Origin of the sequence: Halorussus limi (genome assembly GCF_023238205.1) — an archaeon.
In the GTDB taxonomy this organism is placed as follows: domain Archaea; phylum Halobacteriota; class Halobacteria; order Halobacteriales; family Haladaptataceae; genus Halorussus; species Halorussus limi.
Map to the genome: position 1 here is coordinate 64,912 of NZ_CP096661.1, position 13,372 is coordinate 78,283.

Here is a 13,372-nt window from a genome sequence, read left to right on the forward strand (position 1 = left end):
ACGAATCCGAAAAAGGAGGCTGGTGTCGGCCGACCGAACTCGTCACGGCGTCGAGTACATCGTCACGGCGTCGAACACATCGTCACGTCGCCGTTCGCGTACACCTCGCCCATCGTCGGGCGGCAGAGCCGCGACTGGGGGATGTCCCGAATCTTCCCGGACCCGTTCTCGCCGGTCAGGAAGAACGACGCGCCGCGGCGCTGGTACTCCCGGTAGACCACGAGGTCGTGGGTCACGGGGCGACTCTCGTTGACGACGGCCGGAGCGGCCGGGTACGACCGCGTTCTGGTGAACACGGTCTGGTAGGGGTGGTCGGTGTGGAGAATCTGGCGTCCGGTCAACTCGTCGCGGTCGGGCGACCCCGTCATCGCGCCGATGGTGTCCACCGCGGCGAGTTCCTGTTCGGTGTAGCTGAGTCGCTCGCGCTCGCCGGGGAACACCGGGTCGTCCACCGTCCCGTTGCTCGACATCACCATTACGCTCGGGAACGCGAGCGCGAGGACGACCGCGAGCGCGACGAACAGGCGCGAGTCGAGCGACCGCGAGAGGTAGCGTAAGCCGACGACGCCGAGTACCGCCATCGGCGCGTACATGAAGGCTATCCAGCGCTGGGGAACGAAGTTGTCGATGCCGAACATCGGCAGGCCGAGGACGAACACCAGCATGACCGCGGTCGAGACGAGCAGGGTGAACGTCGCCTGCGAGGCCCGCTTGCGGTGGACGACGTAGAGGCACCCGACGAAGGTCAGGAGCATGAACAGCAGAAAGCCCGTCGTGTCCACGTAGAGCGCGACCTGTTCGACCAGCGTGGGCGCGGCGCTGGCCGCCCCGCCGCCGGACGACCTGCTCGCGCCGCCGACCAGATTCAGGAACCCGGCGCTCGACGCGAGCGTCTCCATCAGGTAACTCAGGACCAGCGAGAGGAAGGGCTGGTCGGCCCCCGCGTAGGGCGTGAACGACCACATGAACAGGGTGAACCCCGCGTCGAAGACGAGCAGGCCGAGGATGCGGACGGTCTTCTCGCCGTCGAAGGGGTTGAAGACGCTCGCCGACCCCGCGAACGGCCCGTACTCCACGAGGAGGCGCGCCGCGAGCGTCGAACCCAGCAGGACGAGCATGATAAACGTCGAGACCTGATGGGTGAGGATGATCGCCACCGAGACGACCGACAGGAGCAGGAAGTCCCGGAGTCGGTTCTCGATTCGCATCAGGCGCACCACCATGTAGGCGACCCCGAGGAACATGAACAGCCCCTGACTCGTCGGGATGACGTGGATGCCCCACTCTATCGGGTAGTCGGCGACGGCGTACAGCGCGGCCGCGAGGACGGCCCACCGCTCGCCCGTGAACAGGTTCGCGGTAGCGTAGACGAACAGCGACGCCAGCGGCACGACGAGACCGAGCGAGAGGTGGAGCGCGATTCGGAGCGAACTGCCGTACAGCAGCGAACTCGCCACGACGTAGAGGTGGTAGAACGGCGCGGCGTAGTGCTTGTTGTCGTCTATCGCGTCCAGCGTCCCCTCGGTCAGGATGGCGTCGGCCAACCGGGGAACGTGCGTCCAGAGGTCGATGCCGATGAACCCCGGATTCACGTACAGCGCCGGGAGCCGAATCGCGGCCGCCAGAACCACCACCTGTGCGAGTAGCCAGTTGCGGTCGAACTCCTCGTCGCCGACGAACAGCGCCTGTCCGACGACCAGCGTCCCGAGGACGCCCGCGATGTCGTAGAACAGGAGCGACCGCTCGCCCGCCCGGACCGCGACGACGACCAGCGCGGCCGCCCCGAGGAAGACGACGCTCGGCAGGAACGCCGATACGCGCGCCGGAAGTCGCGGCAGAGCGTGGTCGTCGCGGGTCTCGGTGCGGACGCCCGCGAGGTAGAGCAGGCACGCCACCCCGAGGACGACCGGAATCGTCTCGATGTAAATCTGGGAGGCGAAAAACCGGAGCGGGAACAGCAGGGACGCGACGAGGACGCCGAGTCCGGCCATCGTGGTGTCGATGCGCAGGTCGCTGAACGCCCTGCCCAGTCGGGTGGACATCAGGTGGCACCTCCGCCCTCGGTCGTCGGGGTCTCCCCGACCGTCGCGGTCCCATTCCGCTCGCAGAGAACGCGCTCGTAGACCGCCCGGAGTCGCCGGCCGGTCGTCTCAAGTTGCCACTCTCGGGGAAGTCGCGGACCTTCGGCGACGCACGCCGGCGAATCGCCGCCGGCGTCCGCCAGAACCCGGTCGAGTTCCTCGGCGAGTCCGTCGGTCGTCTCGCGGACCGCGGCACCGGGCACGTCGCCGACGAATCCCACGTCGGTCGAGACGACCGGCAGGCCGCAGGCCGCGGCCTCCTTGGCGACCATCGGGCCGCTCTCGCGCCGCGAGGTGACCAGCAGGGCGTCGCTGGCGTTCAGGTAGTGGGGCATCTCGTCGTGGGGGACCCCGGTGACGGTCCGGAGGTCGGCCTCGGCGTCGGCCGCCTCGACCACGCGCTCGGCCCGCGGGAAGTCCTTCTCGGGGCGCTCCGGCGCGTACGGAAAGAGGACGACGTTCCGGTCGTCGTCCCATCCGACTCGCTCGCGGGCCGACTCCCGCGGAATCGGACGGAACAGGTCGGTGTCGATGCCGAACGGGATATGGGTGTACGGTCGCCCGAGCGTCTCGGCCATGCGGCGACTCGGCAGGACGGTCGCGTCGGCGAGTCCGGCCGAGACCCGACTCAACTGCCGAATCCACTCCCGCTCGCCCATCAGGTCGGTGCCCCAGAGCGTGAGGACGACCGGCCGCCGGGCGAGCGCAAGCGCGAACGGCGCGGTCAGGCCGTAGTTCGCGTGGACAACGTCGTGGTCGTCCAGCGCTCGCAGGACCTCGGGGAGGAACCGGGCGTACTCCGCCGCGGTCCGGGGTTCGTCGGGGGAGTGGCTCCCCGGCACCTCGCGGACGGTGGACTCGACGCCCGCGGCGTCGAGCGCGGCCACCTGCGCGTCGAAGAACGGGCGGCGCTCGGTGACGAGTTGGAGGACTCTCACTCGGCGCGCACCTCCCGGTCGCGGTTGGCCTGCATGTCGAGCGTCATCGCGGCCAACAGAGCCAGACAGCCGACGGGGACCAAGACGGCCGTCGTCACGTCGGCCGACTCGAACCCCGCGAGGCCGCCGACCGTCGCGCCCACGCCAGCGAGGGTGCCCACCGCGAGGGAGGCGACCCCGAACAGGTAACAGAGCGCGAGCGGGTGGAAGTCCCGGACCAGATACTTGGTGTGGAGTCGCCAGACGAACCCCTTGAGCAGGAGCGCCGACAGCTTCGGGACGAACGACGAGTACCGGATACTGCTGGTCTCGTCGCCGTACACAGCGGGCATCGGCACGTCGGCGACCGTGAATCCGTAGGCGTTGAGTTTCACCAGCACGTCGTTGCAGAACCCGTAGTCGGTGTAGAAGTCGCCGGTCCCGATGGTTTCGAGCGCCTCGCGCGAGATGGCGGTGTAGCCGTTCTGGGGGTCCATCGTCTTCCAGTAGCCGCTGGCCAGTTTCGTGAGGAACGTCAGCAGCCAGTTTCCGAACAGCCGCCACCCCGTCATGCCGTCGCGGAACTCCCGCTGGAGCAGTCGGTTGCCCTTCGCGTAGTCGGCCCGCCCCTCGACGACGGGGTCGAGGAGTCGCGGGAGTTCGTCGGGGTCCATCTGAGCGTCGCCGTTCATCACGGCGACCACGTCCACGCCGTCGGCCAGCGCCCGGCGGTAGCCGGTGGTTATCGCGCCGCCGACGCCGAGGTTCTCCTCGTGGCGAATCGGCACGACGCGGTCGCCGACCGCGACGCCGCCGTCGGCGGTCGCGGAGTCCGCGGCGACCGCGCTCCCGCGAGAGCGCGAGCGACCGCGGTCGCCGTCGGTTCGTTCTCCGCGCCCGCCTCGACTTCCGCGGCCGTTTTCGGCGGCCCGCCGGTTGGCCTGCTCGGCGGCCCGCCGGACGTGTTCCCACGTGTCGTCGGTCGAGCGGTCGTCCACGACGTAGATTCGGTCGACGAACTCGGGCATCGTCTCCACGACGGTGCCGACGAGCGCCGACTCGTTGTACGCCGGGACGACCACGCCGACCCGCGTGTCCCGGTACATCTCACAGCCTCCGGTAGACGAAACCGCCGTCCTCGGCGGTCTCGGCGTCGAACGTTCCGTTCACGTCCATCAACACCGGGTCGTCGGCCGCGGCGTCGGCCGCGGCCGCGAGGTCCAACCGCTCGAAGGTGTCGTGGGCGGTCGCGACCAGCACGCAGTCGGCGTCCTCGAACGACGGCGACTCGCGGACCTCGATGTCGAAGTGGTCGCGCATCGCGTCGTCGTCGGCGTGGGGGTCGTAGCCGGCCACGTCCACGTCGTACTCCCGGAGGACGTCGATGACGCCCTGCACCTCCGAGGTCCGGATATCGGCGACGTTCGGCTTGTAGGCCAGTCCCAGTACCAGCACCTCGCTCTCGCGGAGGACCTTCCCGGCGTCGTTGAGCGCCTTCAGCGTGACTTCGCCGACGTGCTTGGGCATGTACTCGTTTATCTCCCGGCCCTTCAGGGTCAGTTTCGGCGTGTACCCCTGCATCTCCGACCCGTAAGCGAAGTAGAAGGGGTCGACGGGGATGCAGTGGCCCCCGACCAGTCCGGGCGAGTAGTCGTGGAAGTTCCACTTCGTCCGGGCGGCGTCCAGCACCTCTTGGGTGTCGAGTCCCATCTGGTGGAACACTATCGAGAGTTCGTTTACCAGCGCGATGTTGATGTCGCGCTGGACGTTCTCGATGCACTTGGCGGCCTCCGCGGCCTCGATGGAACTCACCCGGTGGACGCCCGCGCCGACGACCGACTCGTAGAGCGCGGCCACGTCCTCGCGGACGTCGGGGTCGTCCGCGCCGACGACCTTGACCACCTCGCGGATGCCGTGGTCGTCGTCGCCGGGCGAGGTCCGCTCGGGCGAGTACGCGACGTGGAACTCCTCGTCGGCCGCGAGTCCCGAGGCCGCTTCGAGCGCCGGAACCAGCACGTCGCGGGTCGCGCCCGGATACACCGTCGATTCGAGGACGACGGTGGTGTCGGGCGTCAGGTGCTCGCCGACGGTGTGGCCCGCCTGCTCGACGTACCGGAAGTCGGGGTTCTGGAACTCGTCCACCGGCGTCGGTACCGTGATGCAGACGTACTCGGCGTCGGCGATGGCGGCGGGGTCGGCCGTGAACTGCACGTCGCTCTCGGCGATGGCGGCGTCGCCCACCTCCTCGGTCACGTCCTCGCCGCGCCGCAGGCGTTCGATGCGCTCTTCGTCGATGTCGTATCCGAGTACCCGCTGTCCCGCGTGGTCGAACTCGACGGCCAGCGGCAGGCCGACGTAGCCCAGTCCCACGAGACAGACGGGGACTGACTTCGGCGTCGCTTCCTCTCGGTCCATCACCGAAGTTCGGTCGGTGTTCTCGTTGTACGAACTCATGGTGTCGGGAGTGAATCGCTTCTCGTCGTTGGACAGGCCGCGAACCGGTTTTATTATAGACGGGATAAGCCGCGGAACGCGGCCGAACTCGGCGGAATCGCCGCCGCCGGAATCGTCTCGACTGGAATCGTTCTCGATGAAATCGTCTTTCGTGGGAACCGTTCTCGATACAATCGTCCACCGCGGAGTCGTCCCCGCCGGAAACGGTCTCGGCGTGGTCGTCTCCGGCGAGACCCTCATCTGGTGGCCCGGTCGATTAGCCGGTCCGTGAGCGCGACCACCTCGTCGCGGACCCGCCGGGAGCGCGACCTGTCGAGTCGCGCGTCGTCGGCGTCGAGGCCCGCGACGTAGTCCGCGATGGCCTCGGGGTCCCGCGAGTGGAAGAGTCGGCCCTCCTCGACCAGTTGGCGGTCCACCGACAGCAGTTCGTTCGGGAAGAACGACACCGCGGGCTTGCCCATGCAGGCGGCCTCGCGCGCCATCGTCCCCGAACCGGTCAGCACGCACTCGGCGTGAGCGGCCAACTGGAGTCCGTCGTACGCGGCGTCGGGGACGTGAATCCGGTCGGGGTCGACCCCGCCGGCGTACCCCCGGTCGCCCCGGCCGCGGGGCAGGTAGACGACGTCGTACCCGGCGTCGACGACGCCCTCCAGAACCGCGGGGACGAGCGACTCGGCTTCGTCCACGTAGGCCGCGTCGAGCGCCTCGGGCCGGACGACGACGTACTCCCCGACGGGGAGTCGGTCGGCGAACGACTCGTCGGGTTCGAAGTCGGCGACGTAGATGTCCTCCTTGTAGCCGGGGTAGGTAAAAATCGACATCGCGTCGGTCCCGTGCTTCTCGAGTTCCGCGGTCTCGAACGCCTCGGGGACCACGGTGTAGGTCGCGCGGGCTTCGAGCCAGTTGTACAGTTCCTCGGCCCAGAGACCGTCCACGTAGGCGGTGATGTCGTTGTCGGTGAAGTGGACGGAGGGAATCCCGCGGGCCTTCGACGCGAGGACGCACATCGCGTTGCGCGAGGACAGCGACACGTCCGCGTCCGGAGGCCGGGCCGCGAGTTGCGCGGTCCGGAGCGGAATCCCCGCCTTCCGGAGGTGAGGGTCGTCGAAGTCCCGACCGCGGACCTCGAAGTCGAAGCCGGCTTCGGCGGCTAAATCGACGGTTTCAGTCTTTTCGCGCACGGTCGTCGTCACGTCGAGGTCGGGGAACGACGACAGCAGGCCGTCGAACAGGAACGGGTGGGAGGGACTCACGAGGTCCACCCACGCGGTGTGGTCCCGGGTCATAGCGTCTCGACCGTCGCGCCGACGCCTCGCCACCGCTCGCGGTCGAGCGCGTCGCAGGCGTCCACGACTACCTCGTCGGCCATCCTGTCGGTCACGATGCCGGGGGCCAGCGCGCCGTACTCCTCGTGGGCCGCGGTCGCGACCAGCGCGTCCGCGCCTCGGGTCGCGCCGACGAGCGATTCGAGTTCGAGCGCCGGGTCGCCCCCGTCGGCCGCGACGCCGTCGTCGACCGTCCCCGTCACGTGGGGGTCTTGGACCGTCACGTCCGCGCCCCGCGACCGGAGTTCGTCGGCGAGCGCGAGGCCCGGACTCCCGCGGGTGTCGTCGACGTTCCCCTTGTACGCGACGCCGAGGACCGCGACCTTTCGGCCGTCGAGCGACCCGAGGTGCCGGGCCACGCGGTCGGCGACGTAACTCGGCATCCCGTCGTTTATCTCCCGGGCGCGCGCCGCGAGGTCCAGACTGTCGGAGTCGCGCCCGAGGAACCACGGGTCCACGGGGAGGCAGTGGCCGCCGACGCCCGGTCCCGGACGCAGGAGGTCCACGCGGGGGTGGTCGTTGGCGGCCTCGATGACCGCCCGCGAACTGACGCCGTAGTCGTCGGCGAGTTTCGCCACCTCGTTGGCGAGCGCGACGTTCACGTCGCGGTAGGTGTTCTGAATCAGTTTCGCGAACTCCGCGGTCGTGGGGTCGGGCACGACCGAAATCTCGCCCTCGACCACGGGGTCGTAGAGCGCCCGGGCCGCCTCGGCCGAGGCGTCGTCCACGCCGCCGACCAACCGGTCGTTCGCCCGGAGTTCCGCGAGCATGTCGCCCGGAAGCACGGTCTCGGGGCAGTGGGCCAGCGAGAAGTCCGCCCCCGAGTCGAGTCCCGAGGTTGCCGCCAGCGTCTCGCAGAACTCGCCGGTCGTCGTCCCCGGCGGCACCGTCGATTCGAGGACGACGGCGTCGCCCGCCCGTAGCACCTCGCCGACGCCCTCGGCCGCGGCCCGGACGTACCGGAGGTCGGCCTCGCGAGTCTCGGCGTCGAAGGGCGTCGGCACGCAGACGAGGTGGTAGTCGGCGACCGGGACCTCGCTGGCGACCGTCAGCGCGCCCGACTCCCGGACCTCGGCCACGAGGTCGGCGAGTTCGGGTTCCTCGACGTGGGAGTCGCCGCCCCGGACTATCTCGCGGACCGCCTCGTCCACGTCGTAGCCGACGACTTCGTATCCGGCGTCGGCAAGCACGGCGGCGGTCGGCAGACCGATGTAGCCCAGTCCGTGGACGCAGACGGAAGTCATTGGACCGCCTCCGTCGCGGCGGCCGAGTCGTCCGCCCCGTCGGCGTCGGTCGCGGCGGCCGCGTCGAGAATCCGCGCCGCGGCGTCGCCGTCGCCGAACGGGTTCTCCCACTCGGCGTCGGTGCCGACCATCTCGCGGGCGGTCTCGAAGATGCCGGTCGGGGTCACGCCGCCGAGGCGGTTGGCCCCGGCCGCTATCGTCTCGGGACGCTCGGTGTTCTCTCGGAGGGTGACGCAGGGGACGCCCAGCACGCAGGCTTCCTCTTGGACCCCGCCCGAGTCGGTCAGAATCACCGAGGCATCGCTCTCGAGGCGCAGGAACTCCAGATAGTCGAGTGGTTCGACCACCTCGACGGCGTTGGGCACCCGCAGGTCCTCCAACTTCTTCCGTGCGCGCGGGTGGGCCGGATAGACGACGTCCATCTCGTACTCGCGGGCGACCCGGCCGACGCCGGTCAGCAGGTCGGCGAACCGGTCGGGGTCGTCCACGTTCTCGGCCCGGTGGAGCGTGAGGAGTCCGTACTCGCCCGGTTCGACGCCGAGGTCGTCGAGGACGGCGGTCCGGTCGGCCGCGAGACCCCGGTGGCGCTGGAGCGCGTCGACGACCGTGTTTCCCGTGACCGAGATGCGGTCGCTCGGGACGCCCTCGGCCCGCAGGTTCTCGGCCGCGGCGGGCGTCGGCGCGAACAGTCTGTCGGCGGTGTGGTCGCAGATGATGCGGTTTACCTCCTCGGGCATCCCCCGGTCGTCGCTCCGGAGTCCGGCCTCGACGTGGCCGAGTTCGGCGTCCAGTTTGCTCGCCGCGATGGTCGCCGCGAGCGTGGTGTTGGTGTCGCCCTGCACGAGGACCGTCTCGGGGTCGGCCTCGAGCAGGACCTCCTCGATGCCCGCAATCATGCTCCCGGTCTGCTCGCCGTGGGTGGCCGAACCGACGCCGAGCGCGTGGTCCGGCGGCGGAAGCTCCAGTTCGTCGAAGAACACCTCCGTGAGTTGCGGCGAGTAGTGCTGTCCGGTGTGGACGACGATGTGGGGCACGTCGCGGTCCCGGCACTCGCGGATAATCGGCGCGAGCTTGACTATCTCCGGTCTCGTTCCAAGTACGATGGCGAGTTGTGGCGAGTTCATGCGTAAGTCGTTCGTGGGCGTACGGGGCGACCGCACGCGCTCGTCTCTCGCGTGACGCGGGGCGGGCTTTATTATCGGCCAGATAAGCCGTCACCGGCCGATTTCGAGCCGGTTTAGCACCTGCCGAACGTCGGCACGCGGTGCCGCGCGCCTCGCCGGTCGCCGTCCGCCCTCGCTCGTCCGACCCCCGACGCCGCGGCTTAGTCGCTCTATAGTATTGTCCGAGGAGGCCCAACGGTCGGAGAAATGAGTGGGGACACGCATCGTTTCGGGCCGACGCCGGGTCGCGGCCCCGCCGGACCGCTCGGGCGCGCGGCCGTCCTCGCGCTGGTCGTCGCTGCGCTTGTCGCCGCCGTGACACTCTCTCCGGCGGCTGCTGGGGGAAGTGTCCCCGCGACCGCCGGAACGCCGCCGGACCTCGCGGTCGGCGACGTGTCAGTCTCCGGAGCAGCCGTCGCGGCCCGCCACGACGGGACCGTCCTGCTCTGGCGGTCGCGGCCCTACTCGCTGACCGCCACGGTCGGCGACCTCCCGGCCCCGGCCGAGTACCGCGTCTGCGCCCTGACAGCGACCGCCGAACTGAACTGCACGACGGCGACGCTCCGCCCGGCCGGTACCGCGGTCGAACTCCGGGTGCCGGGGTCGGTCGCGAAATCGACCTCCGGGTCGGCGTCCGACGCCGCGGCATCGGCCGGCGACTCGACCGACGAGTCGGCCGTCGTTTCACTCGCGCCCGGCGTCCGAAACGTCAGCGTCTCCGTGACCCGGGTCGGCGGGAACGAGACGGTCGTGGTGTCCCGACTCGCCAGACTCCGAGTCCTCGTGCCCACCGCGGACTTCGACGGCGACGGTCTGTCGAACCGCGACGAACGAGAGCAGGGCACCGACCCCGCGGCCGCCGACACCGACCGAGACCTGTTCGACGACGGCACCGAGACCGCGCTCGGTACCGACCCACTAAAACGCAAGACCGCGGTCGGGTTCGGCGTGACGGGGCTGTTCGCTCTCGGCGTGGCGGTCGGTCTCCTCTACCGGTTCGGTCCCCGACTCGTCGCGTCGCTTCTGACTCGCGTCGGCGCCAAATCGGAGTCGGCGGCGCTGGCGAGTCGGTCCGACGCCACTGGACGCGGGAGGACGGAGCGAAGCGAACCCCACGCGGCGGGACAGACCGACGGGGCGAGAAGGACCGCCGGGACGGAGAGGGACGCCACTGGACGCGAGGCGTCCGGTCGCGGAACGGGAGCGGCCGGACGGGAGACGACCCCGCCCGAATCGACCGGTCGGCGCGACGCCGGGCGGACCGACGACCGCGGCGAGCGCGACCCCGACCCGTCGCCGCCGCTCTCCGACGAGGAACGCGTGCTGGGTCTGCTCGAAGCGAACGACGGACAGTTACCCCAGAGCGAAATCGTCTCCCGGACGCCGTGGTCGAAGTCGAAGGTGAGTCGCCTCCTCGCCCGCATGGACGCTCAGGAACTCGTCGTGAAGATAAACGCCGGTCGCCGGAACGTCATCGTTCTGCCCGGCGAGGAACCCGAAGCGGTGCAGTCGCTCGGCGACGGCGACGACGGGTGAAAACCCGACTCGGACGTCAGCGCTCGACGGCCCGGCGCAACTGTCGTTTCGTCGCCGCGAAGTCCACGGTCGGCGCGGTCACTTTCTCTGCGGTCGCCACGCGCGGGACGGTGGCGACGCCGCGTCGCCGGGCCTCTCCGGTCGTCGCTTTCACCTTCTCGCGGTGTGCGCCGGTCAGCAGCGCCTCCGCCACCGCGTCGGTGTCGCGGACGTTCGCGGTCTCGGCGAACCTGACCAGTCTGTCGGCGGTCGCCCACTCGTACCGCTCCGGCGGTTGGTTCTCGAACACCGACGCGAAGTACCGCCAGTAGCGCTCGGGTGCCGTCCGCCAGACTTCGAGTCCGGCGCGGGCGGCCCGCGGGGCGTCCGGACCGAGGAACGGTTCGCCGCCGAGGTAGCTCAGCGCCCGAAATTCGAGCGCCACGTCGCCGGGCGCGACGAACTCCTCGATGACGTCGCCGAGCATCTGGCGGACGAACTCCCCGGTGTAGGGGCACTTCCAGTTGCCGAAGAGCGTGGCGGTCGCGTCGGCGCTCTCGCGGCCGAGTCGCGCGTAGTCGTACCGGCCGGGGGTCGCGGGTACGAGCGACTCCGAGACGGTCAACGTCGGCGGGTCGATGCTGACACGTCCGAGCGACTCCGCGTCGGCGGTCGTGGTCGCGCCCGGTTCCGAGACGTTCCGTCCGGTGGCGTTTCCGTCGGTGACGTTCTGCCGAGTGGCGTCCCCGTCGGCGGTCGTCTCCGTTCCGGCGCTGGCCGCGGACCCGGCGGTCGTCGTGTCGCTAGCGGGCGATGCGTCGGTCGTCGTCTCCGGGCCGTCGGCGGTCTCTCCGATGACGCTCGCACAGCCAGCGAGCGAGGCGAGAAACGCCGAACCGGCCGCGCCGAGTAGTTTGCGGCGGTTAGACACGACTCCGACGTCGGCTCGAGCGACCATTACTATCCGTCGGATAAGCGTCCGCGCGACGGCATAGTCGAGGTTCGAGGCCGGAAGAACCGGACGAGTCCGGGGTTCGCCGGACGCCGTCCCGCCGACCGAAGCAGAGTGACCGCGAGAGTCAGCGGAAACATTTAACGAGCGACAGGAAGTGTACTCGCTCGGGATGAGAGTCACGAGGGTCTCCGTCGTACAGGCCACGACGGTTCTGGTCGTCGCCGCGTTTCTCGGCGTGTTGGGACAGTATCTCGGACGGCCGGGGTACACGCAGACGCGACTGGCGTTCTTCGCGGTTCTCGGGGGACTCGCCGTCGCGGGTGCCGCCGGGGTCGTCTACCGGCGAGAGACGGTCGCCGCCGGCGGCGCCTGTGGCCTCCTGCTGTTGGGGCTCTGGCAGGCGGTCCTCTGGATATACATCTTTCCCGTCGTCGGCGTGCTCGCGTTCGCTATCGCGGTGACTGCGACCCCCGACTGGACGGACTCCTCGGCCGCGAGGTAGCGCCGCGGCGCGATGCGGCCGGTCGCACTCCCGGAGAGCGGTCAGTCTCCGAGTTCACCACGTCACGATGCGGGCGAGTACGAACACCAGCAGTGCGGCCAGCAGCGACCCGAGAATCGACTCCAGACCTGCCAAGAACCGCGCGAACGACCCTATCGGTTGGATGTCGCCCAGTCCGAGCGTGGCGAACGTGACGACGCTGAAGTAGAGGCTCTTGAACAGAACCTGTCCGATCCACCACCACGGCGCTTCGTCCGGATTCTCTATCGAGTACGTCACCGGTTGCCCGGCCTGAATCTCCTGAATCCCGCCGGTCAGCGGGTAGAGGAGCGCGGCCACGACGACCACGACGAGCGACGTGAGGAGCACTCGGTAGGGACTGCTGCCGTACTGCATCGTCCAACGGGACAGTTCCCACTTTATTGCCTCGGTGTATCTCGACTGTCCCCACGCGAGGCGGCGGCGAGCGTCGCGCTCCTGATAGTAACTCCGGCGGGCTAACTCCGGGAGTCCGTTCTCCTCGTACAGGGTTTGAAACTGCCGATACACCCACGCCGCCGCGTCGAGCGGTTGCTCGTCGACCAGGTTCGGCGGCGCGTTTTCTCGGTCGTAGACGGACGTTCCACCCATCTCGGTCCCGCCTCCGATGTGCATGTCGGTGAGTATCGTCTCGTGGAGTCGGGCGCCTTCGAGCGTCGCCCGCCGGACGTCGGCGTTCGTCAGAATCGCCCCTTCGAGGTTCGCGTCGGTGAAATCGGCACCGAGAGCGCTGGCGTCCGTCAGCGTCGCCAGTGTCAAGTCGGTCTCGGTGAAGTCCGCCCCCTTCAAATCGGCGCCCTTGAGGTTGGCTCCGATGAGGGAGGACCCGACGAACCAATCGACGTTTGCGAGAGAGGCCTCTCGGAGATACGCGCCGTGAATGGCGTCTCTGGACTCCGGGTCGGCGTCTTCGAGTTGCTCTTTGGTTTTTCCCTCGACCGGCGCGTGCCAGACGCACCGGTCGTGGTCCTCCCACACCGGCCGGTCGCACGGTCGGGTCGGAATGTCGTCGTTGTCGAGTCCGACTTCGAGTCGGTATCCACACCGGTCTGACGCTGTCGTTCCCATACCGTGTATTGGCCGGCCATTTTTAAAACTCACTAGCGGAACCGAGTTACTTAGTCGCAGGCTCGCTCGCCGGATTCGACCGCTTTCGAGAACTCCGAGCGTCTACACG

Annotated in this window: 11 protein-coding genes; 2 read left to right on the forward strand and 9 right to left on the reverse strand. The window is 69.2% G+C overall.

Translation table 11 applies throughout. The annotated features are described in order from the left end of the window. Nucleotides 1-62: 62 nt before the first annotated feature. The 7 genes from M0R89_RS20515 to wecB form a co-directional block, all read right to left on the reverse strand. Nucleotides 63-2,042, reverse strand: coding sequence for a hypothetical protein (locus M0R89_RS20515; protein WP_248652887.1), 1,980 nt, complete (start codon nucleotides 2,040-2,042; stop codon nucleotides 63-65). After that, nucleotides 2,042-3,019: a glycosyltransferase gene (locus M0R89_RS20520; RefSeq protein WP_248652888.1), complete on the reverse strand. Its 978-nt coding sequence runs from the start codon at nucleotides 3,017-3,019 to the stop codon at nucleotides 2,042-2,044. The genes M0R89_RS20515 and M0R89_RS20520 overlap by 1 nt, the downstream gene beginning before the upstream one ends. Continuing rightward, nucleotides 3,016-4,104 (reverse strand): glycosyltransferase family 2 protein, encoded by a 1,089-nt coding sequence (locus M0R89_RS20525; RefSeq protein WP_248652889.1) that lies wholly within the window; start codon nucleotides 4,102-4,104, stop codon nucleotides 3,016-3,018. The genes M0R89_RS20520 and M0R89_RS20525 overlap by 4 nt, the downstream gene beginning before the upstream one ends. Nucleotide 4,105: 1 nt before the next feature. Next, nucleotides 4,106-5,452, reverse strand: coding sequence for a nucleotide sugar dehydrogenase (locus M0R89_RS20530; protein ID WP_248652890.1), 1,347 nt, complete (start codon nucleotides 5,450-5,452; stop codon nucleotides 4,106-4,108). A gap of 236 nt (nucleotides 5,453-5,688) precedes the next feature. Beyond that, the gene (locus M0R89_RS20535; RefSeq protein WP_248652891.1) at nucleotides 5,689-6,738 is read right to left on the reverse strand and encodes a DUF354 domain-containing protein; all 1,050 of its coding nucleotides are present in this window, start codon (nucleotides 6,736-6,738) and stop codon (nucleotides 5,689-5,691) included. Beyond that, complete coding sequence (locus M0R89_RS20540; RefSeq protein WP_248652892.1) at nucleotides 6,735-8,021, reverse strand: nucleotide sugar dehydrogenase; 1,287 nt, start codon at nucleotides 8,019-8,021, stop codon at nucleotides 6,735-6,737. The genes M0R89_RS20535 and M0R89_RS20540 overlap by 4 nt, the downstream gene beginning before the upstream one ends. Beyond that, nucleotides 8,018-9,145 (reverse strand): non-hydrolyzing UDP-N-acetylglucosamine 2-epimerase, encoded by a 1,128-nt coding sequence (gene wecB, locus M0R89_RS20545; RefSeq protein ID WP_248652893.1) that lies wholly within the window; start codon nucleotides 9,143-9,145, stop codon nucleotides 8,018-8,020. Before wecB ends, M0R89_RS20540 begins: the two co-directional genes overlap by 4 nt. Nucleotides 9,146-9,391: 246 nt before the next feature. On the opposite strand from wecB, the gene M0R89_RS20550 reads away from it, so the two are divergent. Next, nucleotides 9,392-10,720: a helix-turn-helix transcriptional regulator gene (locus tag M0R89_RS20550; RefSeq protein ID WP_248652894.1), complete on the forward strand. Its 1,329-nt coding sequence runs from the start codon at nucleotides 9,392-9,394 to the stop codon at nucleotides 10,718-10,720. Between the two features lie 16 nt (nucleotides 10,721-10,736). Here the strand turns inward: M0R89_RS20550 and M0R89_RS20555 are convergent, their stop codons facing one another. Further along, nucleotides 10,737-11,630 (reverse strand): DsbA family protein, encoded by an 894-nt coding sequence (locus tag M0R89_RS20555; protein WP_248652895.1) that lies wholly within the window; start codon nucleotides 11,628-11,630, stop codon nucleotides 10,737-10,739. Between the two features lie 193 nt (nucleotides 11,631-11,823). On the opposite strand from M0R89_RS20555, the gene M0R89_RS20560 reads away from it, so the two are divergent. After that, entirely contained in the window at nucleotides 11,824-12,156 is a 333-nt protein-coding gene (locus M0R89_RS20560; RefSeq protein ID WP_248652896.1) for a hypothetical protein, read from the forward strand. A gap of 54 nt (nucleotides 12,157-12,210) precedes the next feature. Here the strand turns inward: M0R89_RS20560 and M0R89_RS20565 are convergent, their stop codons facing one another. Next, nucleotides 12,211-13,263 (reverse strand): pentapeptide repeat-containing protein, encoded by a 1,053-nt coding sequence (locus M0R89_RS20565; RefSeq protein WP_248652897.1) that lies wholly within the window; start codon nucleotides 13,261-13,263, stop codon nucleotides 12,211-12,213. Nucleotides 13,264-13,372 lie beyond the last annotated feature (109 nt).

Excerpts from the sequence above, each read along its gene's own strand:
- M0R89_RS20515 (WP_248652887.1), bottom strand. The coding sequence starts at position 2,042 with ATGTCCACCCGACTGGGCAGGGCGTTCAGCGACCTGCGCATCGACACC.
- M0R89_RS20525 (WP_248652889.1), bottom strand. The coding sequence starts at position 4,104 with ATGTACCGGGACACGCGGGTCGGCGTGGTCGTCCCGGCGTACAACGAG.
- M0R89_RS20530 (WP_248652890.1), bottom strand. The coding sequence starts at position 5,452 with ATGAGTTCGTACAACGAGAACACCGACCGAACTTCGGTGATGGACCGA.
- M0R89_RS20535 (WP_248652891.1), bottom strand. The coding sequence starts at position 6,738 with ATGACCCGGGACCACACCGCGTGGGTGGACCTCGTGAGTCCCTCCCAC.
- M0R89_RS20540 (WP_248652892.1), bottom strand. The coding sequence starts at position 8,021 with ATGACTTCCGTCTGCGTCCACGGACTGGGCTACATCGGTCTGCCGACC.
- wecB (WP_248652893.1), bottom strand. The coding sequence starts at position 9,145 with ATGAACTCGCCACAACTCGCCATCGTACTTGGAACGAGACCGGAGATA.
- M0R89_RS20550 (WP_248652894.1), top strand. The coding sequence starts at position 9,392 with ATGAGTGGGGACACGCATCGTTTCGGGCCGACGCCGGGTCGCGGCCCC.
- M0R89_RS20560 (WP_248652896.1), top strand. The coding sequence starts at position 11,824 with ATGAGAGTCACGAGGGTCTCCGTCGTACAGGCCACGACGGTTCTGGTC.
- M0R89_RS20565 (WP_248652897.1), bottom strand. The coding sequence starts at position 13,263 with ATGGGAACGACAGCGTCAGACCGGTGTGGATACCGACTCGAAGTCGGA.